General features: G+C 39.6%; 14 protein-coding genes. All 14 read right to left on the bottom strand.

Annotated elements, in window-relative coordinates; genetic code table 11:
* Window positions 1–114 precede the first annotated feature (114 nt).
* The 14 genes from BM146_RS07585 to BM146_RS07520 all read right to left on the bottom strand — a co-directional run bounded on the left by BM146_RS07585 (window position 115) and on the right by BM146_RS07520 (window position 14,950).
* The gene (locus BM146_RS07585; protein ID WP_074886743.1) at window positions 115–621 is read right to left on the bottom strand and encodes a P-loop NTPase family protein; all 507 of its coding nucleotides are present in this window, start codon (window positions 619–621) and stop codon (window positions 115–117) included.
* A 21-nt stretch (window positions 622–642) separates the two neighbouring features.
* The gene (locus BM146_RS07580) at window positions 643–1,080 is read right to left on the bottom strand and encodes a DUF4869 domain-containing protein (protein WP_074886740.1); all 438 of its coding nucleotides are present in this window, start codon (window positions 1,078–1,080) and stop codon (window positions 643–645) included.
* Between the two features lie 433 nt (window positions 1,081–1,513).
* Window positions 1,514–2,317, bottom strand: a complete 804-nt coding sequence (locus tag BM146_RS07575) for a hypothetical protein (protein ID WP_074886737.1) — start codon at window positions 2,315–2,317, stop codon at window positions 1,514–1,516.
* A gap of 52 nt (window positions 2,318–2,369) precedes the next feature.
* On the bottom strand, window positions 2,370–2,549 hold the full coding sequence (locus tag BM146_RS07570; protein ID WP_074886734.1) for a hypothetical protein: 180 nt from the start codon (window positions 2,547–2,549) through the stop codon (window positions 2,370–2,372).
* 609 nt (window positions 2,550–3,158) lie between these two features.
* Complete coding sequence (gene rlmD / locus BM146_RS07565; protein WP_074886732.1) at window positions 3,159–4,571, bottom strand: 23S rRNA (uracil(1939)-C(5))-methyltransferase RlmD; 1,413 nt, start codon at window positions 4,569–4,571, stop codon at window positions 3,159–3,161.
* Between the two features lie 10 nt (window positions 4,572–4,581).
* A complete protein-coding gene (locus BM146_RS07560; RefSeq protein ID WP_022775848.1) occupies window positions 4,582–4,848 on the bottom strand; it encodes a hypothetical protein in 267 nt (88 codons plus the stop codon).
* A gap of 90 nt (window positions 4,849–4,938) precedes the next feature.
* The gene (locus BM146_RS07555; RefSeq protein WP_074886728.1) at window positions 4,939–7,440 is read right to left on the bottom strand and encodes a UvrD-helicase domain-containing protein; all 2,502 of its coding nucleotides are present in this window, start codon (window positions 7,438–7,440) and stop codon (window positions 4,939–4,941) included.
* A gap of 6 nt (window positions 7,441–7,446) precedes the next feature.
* Window positions 7,447–8,106, bottom strand: a complete 660-nt coding sequence (locus BM146_RS07550) for a DUF1836 domain-containing protein (RefSeq protein ID WP_074886723.1) — start codon at window positions 8,104–8,106, stop codon at window positions 7,447–7,449.
* Window position 8,107: 1 nt separating this feature from the next.
* Window positions 8,108–9,802, bottom strand: a complete 1,695-nt coding sequence (gene recN, locus BM146_RS07545; RefSeq protein WP_074886720.1) for a DNA repair protein RecN — start codon at window positions 9,800–9,802, stop codon at window positions 8,108–8,110.
* A 46-nt stretch (window positions 9,803–9,848) separates the two neighbouring features.
* On the bottom strand, window positions 9,849–10,304 hold the full coding sequence (argR, locus tag BM146_RS07540) for an arginine repressor (RefSeq protein WP_074886718.1): 456 nt from the start codon (window positions 10,302–10,304) through the stop codon (window positions 9,849–9,851).
* A gap of 27 nt (window positions 10,305–10,331) precedes the next feature.
* Window positions 10,332–11,174 carry an NAD(+)/NADH kinase gene (locus BM146_RS07535; RefSeq protein ID WP_074886715.1) on the bottom strand — a complete coding sequence of 281 codons (843 nt, stop codon included), beginning with the start codon at window positions 11,172–11,174 and terminating at the stop codon, window positions 10,332–10,334.
* A 2-nt stretch (window positions 11,175–11,176) separates the two neighbouring features.
* Window positions 11,177–12,091, bottom strand: coding sequence for a TlyA family RNA methyltransferase (locus tag BM146_RS07530; RefSeq protein ID WP_022775840.1), 915 nt, complete (start codon window positions 12,089–12,091; stop codon window positions 11,177–11,179).
* 5 nt (window positions 12,092–12,096) lie between these two features.
* A complete protein-coding gene (gene dxs, locus BM146_RS07525; RefSeq protein WP_074886712.1) occupies window positions 12,097–13,947 on the bottom strand; it encodes a 1-deoxy-D-xylulose-5-phosphate synthase in 1,851 nt (616 codons plus the stop codon).
* Window positions 13,948–14,005: 58 nt separating this feature from the next.
* The gene (locus tag BM146_RS07520) at window positions 14,006–14,950 is read right to left on the bottom strand and encodes a polyprenyl synthetase family protein (protein ID WP_074886710.1); all 945 of its coding nucleotides are present in this window, start codon (window positions 14,948–14,950) and stop codon (window positions 14,006–14,008) included.
* Window position 14,951 lies beyond the last annotated feature (1 nt).

The raw sequence follows: 14,951 nt of genomic DNA, 5'->3' as shown, positions 1-14,951 counted from the left end.
CCTGTTTCTATAAATGCCGACACCATCTTCCAGTTCAAACACTCTTGTCGGCTTTATGTATTTTTCCTTAACCGCAATACTACGCACTCCACATGCGGTACTACCGCAGACAATTTAAACATACTGCATAGATACTAGAACTTCTTTATCCAGTGTTTCATTTGAATCATCATAAATTCTGTAAAACTCATGATAAACTTGCTCTGGATAGTGGTATTTACCTGTTGTTCTGATGCCGTAGATTTCCTGAACACTATACGGCAGATTATATAGAGGCTGTCTTGTAATCAAAACAAAATAATTTGAAGAAGCCTGTACCAACTCTGCAAAATCTTTGGAATATATAAATGGGTAATCTTCATCTATAAACACTATGCTATCTTGATAAGCTTCCAAAATAGTCTTCCAAAGACTAGCATCTCCACCAAATACCACGCAAGGAACATCTGACTGTACACTAATGCCACTCTCTTTTCCATATCTAGAATGCGTCCCCAATAGATCCAAAAGAGTAGTCTTTCCAGAAGCGCTATTGCCTTGAATAACAGTAATATTCCTCTTTATATCAAATTCATATTTTAGTCGTTTTGATTCAACAACTACATGATGTTTATTCTTCATATATAAAATACTTCCTAGTCATCAAACATATTTTAATGCTTCATGCATATAATCCTTGGCATTTGTTACTTTGATATTATCATTAAGAATTTCAATCTCTATATCGTTGCAATCATCAAAGGGCATATAATACCTAAGATTAATGGTGATATCCTCTCTTCTGCCAATCTCTGCAAGCCATTTTGCACAGTCTTCGCCACAGCTTGTGGCATTAAAAACAAGATCAGGTCTTTTATAAATGCAAATCAGAGTTTGCAATCCACCGGATAGTTTCTCTGGTGGAATTGGTCCTAAAACATCACTTTCTATCAGCTGTCCTCCCTTATAATGTGACTTATCAATATCTGTCATCATTTCTTCCACAAAAGGATCTGCCAGCCATTCTTCATCATAATTAAATCTGAACCATGATGGTCCATGCATTACATCTTCTTTTTCACCAAAATATATTCTTAGCATATTTGTTCACCTAATAAATGAAGTCTCAATATTTCCGTATATCTTATGATATTATAGCATCATTTCGCCTATCATCGGAACTATATCATTTTTACAAATGTACAAAATGGTTGCTGCAAAAAATGCAACAACCACTAATCTCAGCATATATTTAATTTGTTGAAAATCAGTTTCATAACCGGAGTGTGGCCAATCACCTTCGTATAGATTTCTTTCCTAAAAGCCTCCACATCTTTATACTGCAGTCTGTACATAGTTCATTATCAATCCGATATATAAATGCAATCTGATTTTTTTCTGTAAGGATTTCTGATGCTCTGTCAAAAATCCGAGGTTTTAAATGTATATCTGGGATTACAAGTACTTTCATTGTTTTATTGTTCCTTCCAACATTCGTTTATTACTAAAAGGCCAACATGCTTTTCTCTAAGTATTATAGCAAGAAATTATCAATCATTTTCTTTATGATTCTATCATTAAGCACTGTGTTTGATGTCTCGAATGTAAGCATTAGCCTATCCCCGGGTATTATTCCATTATAGATATACGAATTTATCTTCCTTACTGCTTTTTCAGAATATTTAGGATCATCCATTCTTCCATCATGCTCCCAATACATTTCTTTCCCAGTCTTGCGACTGAGAATTGTAAAGTCCGGATATATCTGTCCGTATCCTTTTAGATATATTGGGCATTCGTACTTATATTCAATTCCCAAATCGAATAAAGTATCTGCAATCAGCTTTTCTGACTTTGATCTTACCCTCTCTCCTTTTTTGGTATATATTTCAGGTGCACCTTCCTCAAACTCTTTCCCTGTATATGGGATTGCTTTCCAATCAGCCACTTTCTGCTCCCATGTCTTTTCAACAGGTGTAACCAGAGCCTGCCTATTGACGTTCATATTGGTATAGATAAGTTCAAGCTCATCTTCCGAATACTCTTTACTGATGATCTGGATTTGCTTAAGTCTCCTATCTACCAGCTTTTTCATCTTCTGGTCATAAGACTTTTGAGCCAGTCTTCTAACAAGAGGCATATCCTCTTTCTTTAGGTATTCTCCTTGTTTTTGATACTTACCATCCTTTTCTTTGCAATGCATGTACTGAATATGTTTGCCGGATGATGTTATCCTAAGATTGCCTTCAGGCACTTCAACAAGTCTTTTATCTACACCCTGTTTGATTTTCTTTAGTCTTTTCTCTTCTGCAATTAAGTATTTCTTTAGTCCTATCATTTTTTATTTCTCCTTTTTGTTTTTTACTTGTTTCTTCTTTTACTTGTTGTTTCTATTGCTTATTTTTGCTTTTACTTTCTGTTTTTTCACCAGTCATACTGCCACTATGCAGCCATCCGCCAATATAGGCATTGCAATTATCAATCGCTGTTCTGCCTAAATCCAGTTCTCTTGCAATATAGGCATTGATTTTAAGCAGCAATTTTCTGCTACCATTTGCCATTCCCGCCATATAGGCAGTTTGTCCAACGTAAAATTAACTGCCTATAGCAGCAATACTTGGGATATAGGCAGAATTGATCCCTCAAAATCAACTGCCTACACAAGCGATACTCAGGATATAGGCAGAACTGATCCCCTAAAATCAACTGCCTACACAAGCAACACTAGGAATATAGGCAGACACCACCACATTTTATTTATAATGATCAACTGCCTATATCAACAGGCCTTGGAATATAGGCAGAGTTCACCTCACTAAAATCAACTGACACTATCACCGAAATTGCACAAGTAACAGAAATCATGCCATAAGTAGCAGATATCATGCCACAAGCAGCAAAAATCATGTCATAAGCAGCAGAAAACATGCTATATGTCGTTAAACTTTGGAATATCAGCAGCGAAAAGATTAGAAATTATCACTACCTGTCTTTCGAATGAAAGAATAGTAGCAGTCCGCCAAGAACAGCGGACTGCAAATTAGTCATATAATTGTTATCTCGCCAGAACAACAGCGTTAGCCTTCTGACGTCGTCCCTTTGACTCCCACCACTATTTCACAAGGAAGTTCTGCTCTCGCATGCAAGCATGCGAGCCAGAACAACAGCGTTCTCTAAACTCAAACTTCCTTATCAGTCGTTTTCGTTAAGAGAACGACGGTTTCTACATGGCTTGTCCACGGGAATTGATCCACAGCAACGGCGCGGCTCATCATGTAGCCATTCTGCTGTAGTATCTCCAAGTCGCGGGCAAGGGAAGTTGGTTTACAGGAGACGTAAATAATGTAGTTTACGTCATAATTTATGATCTTAGTAAGAGCCTTAGGATTTATACCGTCACGAGGCGGATCAAGGATAATAAGATCAGGCTTTACCTCGATATCATCTAGAACTTTAAGCACATCGCCTGCGATGAATTCGCAGTTATCGAGGTGGTTAAGCTTTGCATTCTCTTTTGCAGCCTCAACAGCTTCCTCAACGATCTCAACACCAATGACCTTTGTGGCAACAGGTGCAAGGAGTTGGGCAATTGTACCGGTTCCTGAATAGAGGTCGTAAATAACTCCGTCCTGCTTTATGTTCTTCTGATCGTAGAGACTCTGAATATAGCCTCTTACTGTCTGATACAGAACCTCAGCACTTAAGCTGTTAGTCTGGAAAAATGAGAAAGGAGTGATTCTGAACTTAAGGCCTAAAAGCTGCTCATAGAAAAAGTCCTGACCATATAAGATCTCAGTGCCTTCATCAATTACAGCATCGGCAAGGGAATCATTCTTTGTGTGAAGGATTCCTGTGATCCTGCCTCCAAGCTCAAGGTTTAAAAGAGCTTCCTTAAAGCCTGTAAGATCATGTTCTTCCTGAGTTGTTGTAATAAGGTCAACCAGGATATCTCCGGTTCTGACTGCCTTTCTCACAAGGAGATGCCTTAAGTAGCCCTCCTGTTTCATCCTATGGTAAAAAGAAATCTCTTTTCTATCATACATAGGTGAAAAATAATCCAGTGTTGCTGAAAGGATAGCCCTGTAATCATCATCGACAATTCTGCAGCCGCTGACAGTTACAATGTCATAAAAGCTTCCTTTTTTGTGCATGCCAAGACAAAGGGGGCCTCCCATGACTTCATCGCCAAATGAGAACTCCATCTTATTTCTGTAGGCAAACTTAATAGGGCTTACTTTGATGCCCTCCCAGGTAAACCTTGTAGTATTTCTTTCTACTGCAGGCTTAAGTAAGCTTCTTACCTGCTGTTCCTTAAGGCCTAGTTCCTTAACATAAGGCATTGTAAGGTAACTGCAGCCACCGCATTTTCCGAAATGAATGCATGGGCTTTCAATACAGTCAGGAGCTTCTTCTAAGACTTCCAAAAGTCTTCCCTCTGCCTTACCGTTTCTTACTTTCTGTATCTGTACTGAAACTTTCTGATCGGGAAGAACGCCCTTAACAGCGATCTTCCCGTCAGGAGCTTCTATTATTCCTTTATTAGGGAATTCAACCCTTTTTACTATTCCTGTATAAACTTCTTTTTTCTTCACTTTTTAATTCTTAACTTTCCTTGATGAAGTCATCGTCGTCGAAGTCATCTTCGAAATCATCGAAGTCATCATCATAATAATCATCTTCAAATGCCGGTGTCATGTAGCGATAAACAAGATAAGAAATGATCGCAACCGCTGAGATAGAACCAAGAACAGCCAAACACCACAGGATCACGTTGGAAGGCTTCTTAGCATTTGCAGCCTCTCTCTTGTCGAGAAGTTCGTTAATACGTGTCATTTCAATAATGTCATCGATCTTTGTTTTTACTTCCATAAGTAACCCCTTTCTATAAGAAAAATTTATTAATATCAGTATACCATAATTCCCAGCTCATTCATTACTTCACTGAGAATTGTGACATACTCACATCTTTTTTAATTTTGCAAAAGCGGCATACATGATCTTCTGTCCGCAATCGTCAAAATTAACTGTTACCTTGTAATCTCTAGGTCCTTCTTCCAAAGAAGTGACTGTGCCAATACCATATTTGATATGAGAAACTCTGTCTCCTGTCTCATATTCAGGCTTTGCTGTTTTCATAGGCATGCCTTTGGAGATACCTGCAAGTGAGCCCTTAACATGGGTCTTGGCTGCTGTTGCGATATATGGCTTACTCTGTGGTACAGCCCTTGGCTTTTTGGGAGCAGGCTTTGCTTTTATCTTGTAGCTGTTAGAAAGCTGGGACGCGCCATTATCGCTTCCAAAGTTCTTATTCTGGTAGGATGACTTTACGCCAATACCGGAATATCCGCCTGATTTCCCGTAGGAATCTCCATTGCCGTATCTTCCGGAACTGCGATAGGAATCATCCTCATCACTATATCTTCCAGAAGTTCCATAGGTATCCTCAACACCTTCGTACTCATCTATCGAGTCGCCATCATCAAAAAGAAATGCCGGCTTATCAAACTCTGGCTTCTCCCTGTCTAAATACTCACCGGGAATCTCTTTTACAAATCTGCTGAGCTGGTTAAACCAGGTCTCTCCTCTTACCATTCTGCGCTTTGCCGCTGTAAGAGTTAAGTTTCTCTTTGCCCTGGTTATTCCAACATAGGCAAGTCTTCTCTCTTCCTCTATTCCCTCAGGATCAGAATCTTCAGTCTGCAAAGTCATATATGAAGGGAAAACATTTTCCTCCATTCCTGCCAGATAAACATGCTCAAACTCAAGTCCCTTGGCACTGTGAAGAGTCATAAGAAGAACCTTCTCATTATCCTCTCCGATTCTGTCTATATCAGCAACAAGGGCAACTTCTTCGAGAAATCCTGAGAGAGTTGGCTCCTCAACCTCATCACTTTCCTCATAGGCCGCAATCTTGGAAATAAGCTCGTCCACGTTGGCAGCTCTGTCGTTATCTCCGCTGTCATCGTCGTCATCAAGAGTCTTCAAAAAGTCCATATAGCCTGTAATGTCTATAACATCTTTAAGAAGTTCTTCCAAAGAGTAGGACTTTTGCTTTGTCCTAAAAGCCCTTATCATAGTCACAAAGTCTTTTAGCTTTGAAGCGCTTCTGCTAACGGCCATTATCTGGTCAGCTTCGCACAGGGCATCAAAGAAGCTTATCTGCCTCTCATCCGCATAATTCTGCACATACTCAAGTGTAGTAGCGCCAATTCCTCTCTTGGGCACATTTATTATTCTTTTAACTGCAATGTCATCTCTGCCGTTATCAATAGTCTTAAGATAAGCCAAAAGATCTTTTATCTCTCGTCTGGAATAGAAATTCGTACCACCAACGATGTCATAAGGAATTCCCTCATGGACAAATCGCTCTTCTATAAGTCTTGACTGTGCATTTGTTCTGTACAAAACAGCTGTATCGCTGTAAGAAAGCTTGCCGCTTCTCTTAAGTTTTCCTATGTCTGAAGCAATAAACTCTGCCTCATCATATGCAGTATCGAACTGACGAAGGTGAACTTTCTCACCATCTTTTTCTTCTGTCCAAAGAGCTTTTTCCTTACGCCCGTAGTTGTTTCCGATAACTGCATTGGCTGCATCAAGGATCTGCTGTGTTGAGCGGTAATTCTGCTCAAGCTTTATGACAGTCGCATCAGGATATACCTTTTCAAAGTCAAGAATATTCCTGATATTGGCTCCTCTAAAGCGATAGATACTCTGATCATCATCACCCACTACGCATAGGTTCCTGTATTTATCTGCAAGAAGCCTAATGAACTCAAACTGGGCATTATTGGTATCCTGATACTCGTCCACCATGATGTAGCGGAATCTGTCCTGATAATATTCAAGAACATCAGGATTCTTTTTAAAGAGCTCAACAGTATTAAAAATCAGGTCATCGAAATCCATTGCATTGTTCTTTTTAAGAGCATTCTGATACTCTGTGTAAGCCTTGGAGATTCGAACCTTGTTAAAATCATTCTGAGTGTTTAATGCATACTCATTGGTTGTAACCAGATTGTCCTTACACTTTGAAATGCTTCCCATGATACCGCGAAGCTTAAGTGTTGTAGTTTCAAGCTGATATTTTTTACAAATGTCTTTCATAAGAGACTTGGAATCATCTGTATCATAGATAGTGAAGTTATTTCCATAGCCAAGTCTGTCAGCATATCTTCTAAGAATTCTTACGCAACTTGAGTGAAAAGTTGAAACCCAGATGCTCTCTGCTCCGAATCCTACAATCTTATCAACCCTCTCACGCATCTCACCTGCTGCCTTGTTGGTAAAGGTGATTGCCATGATATTCCAGGGATTGACATTACATTCATCTATCAAATAGGCAACCCTGTGCGTTAAAACCCTTGTCTTTCCTGAACCGGCTCCGGCAAGAATCAACACAGGTCCATCCGTCTGAAGCACAGCTTTTTTCTGCTGCGCATTAAGTGTATCGTAAATTCCCATTAAATCTTATTCCTTATTTTTGTTCTTCTTGTCCTTTGCTTTGTCTTTTTTACTGCTACTTTCTTTTTCGTCAAGGACAACATTATCAAGTATCTTCTCTATCAAAAGTTTTTTCACATAAACGTCATAGGATAAAAGAGTTATAAAAGAAAACATCTGCATGCGTTTTCTCTCTTCTTCAGAAATATCCGCATCTTCGTATGTCTCCAATGAACGTGCATACTTCTTTTTAAGATCCTCCATCACAGGCTCAAGCTCTTCGTTCTGAAGCTCATAGGTAGTTTCGTAGATCTTACTTAAATTAAATTCATCGTCACTTATATGAAATCTTTCTTTTAAAGGCTCAATAAGTGTCTGTATGTCATTTATAGACAATATGCTCTTATAGTAATAAATAAAAATGAGCAATATCAGATGATCTTTTGAATACTTCTTCCTTACAGGAGGAGGTAAAAGATTGTTCTTGGCATAATTATTGATCATGGTCTTTGTCAGTATCTTATCAGTATCCGGATACCTTGTAGTCTTTTTTAGCCTCTCATCCATGAAAGTTGTAAGCTGATCCATATATAGGTCTATGTTTGGCATATCTGACAGAGATATTGTATCTATTCTCCCAAGTGATGCCATAACACTATTTAAAAGATCATCATTATCGATAGTCATTTCATTTTCCTCGTTTAGTTTCTTCCGCTAGCTGTCGCATTTCTCTCGCATTTTGCAGGCTTGCCGCTGTCACTTCATCTCCACCAAGGAGTCTTGCAAGTTCCTTTGTACCATCATCTTCCTTAAGTCTGTAAATATTTGTTACAGTTCTTCCATCTTCAAGACCTTTTTCAATCATGAAATGAGTATCAGCCATTGCTGCAATCTGAGGAAGATGCGTAATGCATATGATCTGATGTTCCTTTGACAGTTCTCCAAGTTTTTTGGATACTTTCCAGGCTGTCTTCCCACTTATTCCCGCATCTATTTCATCAAAAATAAGTGTACTGATATCATCCTTATCTGCAACCACTGTCTTAAGGGCGAGCATAATTCTTGAAAGCTCACCGCCACTTGCTATCTGGTCCATAGCTCTAAGGCTCTCACCAGGATTAGTTGATATCATAAACTGTGCATCATCATAACCTCGTGCTGATATCTTATCCTCGTCACTGGTAATCCTTATTTCAAGTTTGACATCAATGAAGTTAAGGTCTATCAAAGCATCTTTTAAGCTTTCCTGTAAAACTAAAGCCTGCTTTTTTCTGATATCTGATATCTTTTTGCACAGAGAAAGAACTTTTTCCTTTTGAGCCGCTATATCAGCTATCATCTTGTTTCTATTGGCATCAAGATCACTTAATGTCTCAAGGCGGGACATCTTTTCATTGTAGTACTCAAGAACTTTTTCCAAAGTACCGCCATATTTATCCTTCAGATGATTTAAGGTGTTGAGCCTCTCCTCTGTTGTCCTGAAATCCTCATCATCAAATTCAAGATCATCAAGGTAGCCTGAAAGAGCATGATTAAAATCAGTCAAAAGATTCTCCACATCAGAAAGCTGTGAGAGAAGGTCCTCTAAATCCTTGTCGTAGGAAACAACTGACGACAATTCCCTGACTGCTCTTCCAATCATATCTGACGCATTTTCATCGCCATCTCCTGACCCGGTCATAGAAGATACCACACAGGCAGCCTCAGAAATTTTGCGACTGTTCACCATCTTGTGATACTTGGTCTCAAGCTTCTCATCCTCGCCGACAACTATTTCGGCATCTGATATTTCACCTGTCTCAAACTCAAGAAGCTCCTGCTCTCGCAGTCTTGCTGCCTCATCAATATTGGTACTTTCAAGGCTCTTCTCAAGTTCTTTTAACTTTGAATACTCAGTTGAGAGCTTTTCAAAAAGAGGCTTCAATTTGTCCAAACAATAATCATCAAGAATCTCCATATGTTTCTTCTTGTGAAGAAGTTCCTGATGATCATTCTGTCCATGAATATTGATAAGAACACTGGCAATATCTTTTAATTGCCTTGTGGTCACTGTCTCGCCGCAAACCTTGGAGATGCTGCGTCCCTGCATGATTTTCCTCTGAATCACAACGTTTCCGTCTTCCTCAACAGGAATATCCATATCCAAAAGAAGCTTCTTTTGAAGTTCATTTTCAACTCCAAAAACAAGCTCTACAAGCGCATATTCTTCTCCGGTTCTGATAAGACTCCCATCAGCCTTAGCGCCAAGTGCCAGATTGACAGATCCCAGAATCACTGATTTACCTGCACCTGTCTCTCCGGTTAAAATGTTAAGTCCCTTGGAAAACTCAATTTCCTGCTCTTTTATAAGAGCAAGATTCTTTACGTGTAAACTATATAACATATTTTTCTCCTCACAAAAGAGGACCCCGCCATGCTAAAAACTTTTTTTAGTTTCTTCCCATAAGAGTACGCAGTTCTTCCATAACTTCAACTGCCTCTTCACTGGTCTTAATAGCAATCATTATAGTGTCATCGCCAGCAATACATCCAACTATCTGTGGAAAATCCAAAGCATCAATAGCTGCTGCAAGCGCCATAGCCATTCCTGACACTGTCTTTATTACAAGCAGATTCTGTGCAACGTCCATGCTGACATATCCTGCTCTTAACACACTTACATATTTATCCTGCATAGCATCGCTGTCAGCAGTAGTGTATACATATTTATACTTGCCATCCTCTGTTGCCTGCTTGGCAAGCTTCATCTGTCTTATATCTCTTGATACAGTAGCCTGTGTAACGTCATATCCTGCTTCTTTCAAAAGAGCCGCAAGCTGTTCCTGAGTCTCAACAACGTTAGAAGCTATGATCTCAATTATCTTATCATGTCTGTTTCTTTTCATTACGATTCCCCTCTCCTTAATACTTTTTTATCTGAATTTTTCCCCCAGTACTTCCAAAAAGCTTACTCTGTTTAATTTTAAGATTTTAGTAGTCTTACTGGATTTCTTTATACCAATCCTGTCTCCGGTAGTCATCTCTATTATTCCGCTTCCATCAAAAGAAGCTACAACCTTCTGGTTTATACCGTCCCTGAAGCCGCCAATTCCAACTTCAATCTTGGTATCCGCTGATAAAACAAGACTTCTGGAATTAAGCGTATGAGGGCAGATAGGCGTTATCAATATCATATTTGCAGAAGGCTCAACGATTGGGCCACCTGCTGACATATTGTAGCCGGTTGAACCTGTCGGAGTAGAGATTATGATTCCATCTGCGTGGTAATTGCACAGCAAAAGATCATTGACATAGATCTCATAATCTACGGCTTTGATAGATGAATATCTGGTAATTGCGATATCGTTTAGACAATACCCCTCCTGACCATTCATGCTTCCATAGAGCATCATCCTGTCTTCTATCTCATACTTTCCTGCAAGGATCCTCTCAAGAGCGTCGTCAATACCACTCTTTTCAACTTCAGCAAGATATCCCAGTGTTCCAAGATTAACACCAATAAGAGGAATATCAAGGCGGGCTGCACTTCTTGCAGCCTGAAGCATGGTTCCGTCTCCTCCAAGCACTATACAACAGTCTGAATCTTCCGGTATAGAGCTTTGAAACTCTTTACCTGTGTGCTTGTCATCGCGGATTTTTGTGCTCTCTGCGATAACACATTCTTTTCCGTTCTTTTCAAGATATTCTTTAATGTAGTTTGTGATGTCAAGATTGACATCCTTGCTTCTATTCGTGACAATGCAAAAATTGTGCATCTTTATTCCCCAGCATTTTTATCAAGTTTTCCATGAGCTCTGAGAACAGTTTCTGCTATGAGACTCTCCATATCAGGTTCATGGGATATTCCACTTTTTTCAAGAACAACTTCAGATAACTTCTTTTCGCCATCAGCCTCTGACAGTTCCCCTGCCACATCATTCTTTTCAGGATTTTTCCTTATATGTATAAGGTACTCAATATTTCCCTCGGGTCCCTTTATAGGAGAAAAATCAAGGTGGAGAACGTCAAACCCTGCTATTCCTACAAAGTCCATGATCCTGTGAATTACTTCCTCATGAACTTTAGGGTCCCTGACTACGCCTTTTTTGCCCACTTTATCTTTGCCCGCTTCAAACTGCGGTTTGATAAGGCATACCATTTCTCCATTATCTTTTAAGAGCCTTCTGGCCGGAAGAAGTATCTTGGTAAGTGAGATAAAAGAAACATCACAGGATGCAAAATCAAGATCATCCTGTATATCATCCCTAACCATATACCTGAAGTTTGTTTTTTCCATGCAGACAACTCTCTCGTCGCTTCTAAGCTTCCAGTCAAGCTGTCCATGCCCAACATCCACTGAATAAACCTTTGTGGCTCCATTCTGCAGCATGCAGTCTGTAAATCCACCTGTGGATGCCCCTATATCCATACATACTTTTGACTCTAAAGAAAAGCCAAAATTATTAACTGCTTTTTCAAGCTTGAGTCCGCCTCTGCTAACATAAGGAAGCGTATCCCCCTTCACCTCAAGGCTTGTAATCTTGGCCTCATCGAAGGTTGTTCCGGGTTTATCTTCTCTTTGTCCGTTGACAAAAACATCACCCGCCATGATAAGTGCCTTTGCCTTTTCTCTTGAAGGAGCAAAGCCTCTGTCAACTAAAAGGACATCAAGTCTTGATTTTTCTTTTGCCATAAATATTACCTTTGTATCTCTTTCATGATTCTGTCTGCTATAGACTGTGCGTCAATTCCAAGTTCTTTTCTGAGTTTATCAACATTTCCGTGGGTTACGAATTTATCAGGTATAGCAATCTGTAATACGTTGCAATCCAGCCTGTTTTCATCAATATAGGCTCTAACCTTCTCGCCAAGGCCACCGCTTGCCACATTCTCTTCCATAGTAACAAAGAGTTTGTGGTTTGAAGATGCAACGTGAATATAATCAGTATCTATCGGCTTTGCGAATCTCGCATTAACAAGAGTGCATTTTAAGCCATTATCTTTAAGTATTTTTCTTACTTCTTCACCAATCTTTACCATGCAGCCAAGTGCAAAAAGACATATATCTTTTTCTTCATAGATAACTTCACACTTGCCAGCTTCCACAGGAGCTCTGAACTCCTTAAGACCATCATATGCATTGCCCCTCGGATACCTGATTGCAATCGGTGCTCCATAGTTCACGGCAAACTTGAGCATATCTGACAGTTCCCATTTATTCTTGGGAGCACAGATAGTCATGTTAGGCATAGATGAAAGATAGGACAAATCAAATATTCCCTGATGGGTCTCACCATCGCTTCCTACAAGTCCCGCTCTGTCAATTGCGAAAACAACTGGTAGCTTCTGAAGACATACATCCTCCAATATCTGGTCATATGCCCTCTGAAGGAATGAGGAATAAACTGCAAAAACAGGCTTATAGCCACCGGCTGCCATTCCCGCTGCAAAAGTTACTGCATGCTCCTCTGCAATTCCTGCGTCAATAAATCTGTCAGGATACATGTTCCTGAATCTCTTAAGTCCTGTTCCGTCGGCCATAGCCGCAGTTATAGCAACCACCTTTTCATCCCTGTCACCAAGCTTGCACATAACTGTGCTGAAAATATCCTGATAGTTAGATGTAGTCCTAGGATTTCTTGGAAGACCATTTTCGACAATGAATGGTTCGGTGCCATGGAATCTCGCAGGATGTCTCTCTGCAGGTTCATATCCCTTGCCTTTCTTGGTCATGACATGGATCATAACTGCTTTTTTGACCTTTTTGGCCTCTTTTATAACCTTCACAAGCTCTGCTGTGTTATGCCCATCAACAGGTCCTAAGTATGTAATTCCAAGGTTTTCAAATACCATTCCCGGTACAAAGAGTTGTTTAAAGCTGTTTTTTGCCCTTCTGATATTATCAACCACTTTTGTATTGGTTCGAAGCTGGGCGTAAACATCCTCTTTCAGATTCAGATAACCTTCCGCTGTACGCACTGAATTGAGGTATTTTTTCATACCTCCAACACTTTCAGAAATAGACATCTCATTATCATTGAGAATAATAATGAAATTGGTCTCAAGTTTTGCTGCATTATTTAGCGCTTCATAAGCAAGCCCACCTGTCAGTGATCCGTCGCCAATGACAGACACTACAGTATAATCCTCTTTCTTAAGGTCTCTTGCCTTTACCATTCCAAGACCTGCAGAAATAGAAGTTGAACTGTGTCCTGTATCAAAACAGTCTGTGTCTGATTCGCAGCGTTTAGGGAAACCGCTCATTCCACCAAACTGTCTTAAGGTATCAAATTTATCTTTTCTTCCTGTAAGAATCTTGTGAGTGTATGACTGATGTCCTACATCCCATATTATCTTATCTTTCGGAAGATCAAGAGCAACATGAAGAGCCATGGTTAATTCTACAGTTCCAAGATTAGATGCCAAATGGCCACCTGAAACAGAAATCTTTTCAATCAAAAAATCTCTTATTTCCTGCGCCAGCTCCGGATACTTAGACTGTGGAATATTCTTTATGTCGCCTGTTTTGTTTATATCATCTAGAAGCATAACTTCCACCTACCTAATTTCGTTATACTACAGCAGATTATTCTGCAAACTATAGATATTACTTCTTTCTGTAGATCATATACTGAAATAATTCATCTAAAAATGAATCATCAAAATTCATGTCTTCAAGACTCTTTGTGGCCTCATCAGTAAGCTCTTTTACCTTTGCCTTGGCACTTTCAATTCCATAGAGACTCACATAGGTACTCTTTCCATTCTTCTCATCAGAACCTATGGGTTTTCCAAGTTCTTCAAGAGTTCCCTCAATATCAAGAATATCATCCTGGATCTGGAAAGCAATTCCTACATTGCTTCCGATTTTTTCCATTTTTTCAACCTGTAATCTGTCAGCTCCGCCTAAAACAGCTCCAACCATAAGACTCGCTTCTATTAAAGCTCCTGTCTTGTTCTCGTCAATATAAAAAAGCACATCCTTCTTTTCACTATCTGAGAGGTCTGTTGAATTCTCTGCCATAATATCAGCACACTGACCGCCAACCATTCCGTAGACACCGGCCTTTGTGGCAAGAATATTCAAAGCTGCCAGATATCTGTTTTTAGTATCTGCGTCATAATCAGAGAGTTCTTTTCCTGACATGGCACCCAAAATAGCTGTTTCAAAAGCATAATTTAAAAGTCCGTCACCTGCAAGTGTAGCCATTCCTGCACCGTATACAGCATGGGTAGTCTTACGTCCTCTTCTGTATTCATCGTTGTCCATAGCAGGAAGATCATCATGAACAAGCGAATACGTATGGATCATCTCTATGGCAGCTAAAAAAGGTTTTATAACGCTATCATCTGCTAAATCTCCCGCAAACAGTCTATAAGATTCAAACATCATTATAGGTCTGATTCTCTTGCCGCCAGCCATGAGGCTGTAATTCATCGCCTCCAAAACCTTCGCTGCATAGCCTTCCTCTTTGGGAAGAAAAGTCTTAATAATATCTGAAACAAAAGCTGCCTTTTCAGTCAGGCGCTTTTCAAAATCTGCTGTGCTCATC

It is taken from the genome of Butyrivibrio proteoclasticus (assembly GCF_900115735.1).
Classification (GTDB): Bacteria; Bacillota; Clostridia; order Lachnospirales; family Lachnospiraceae; genus Butyrivibrio; species Butyrivibrio proteoclasticus_B.
This window is presented reverse-complemented; position numbering and strand designations above follow the sequence as displayed.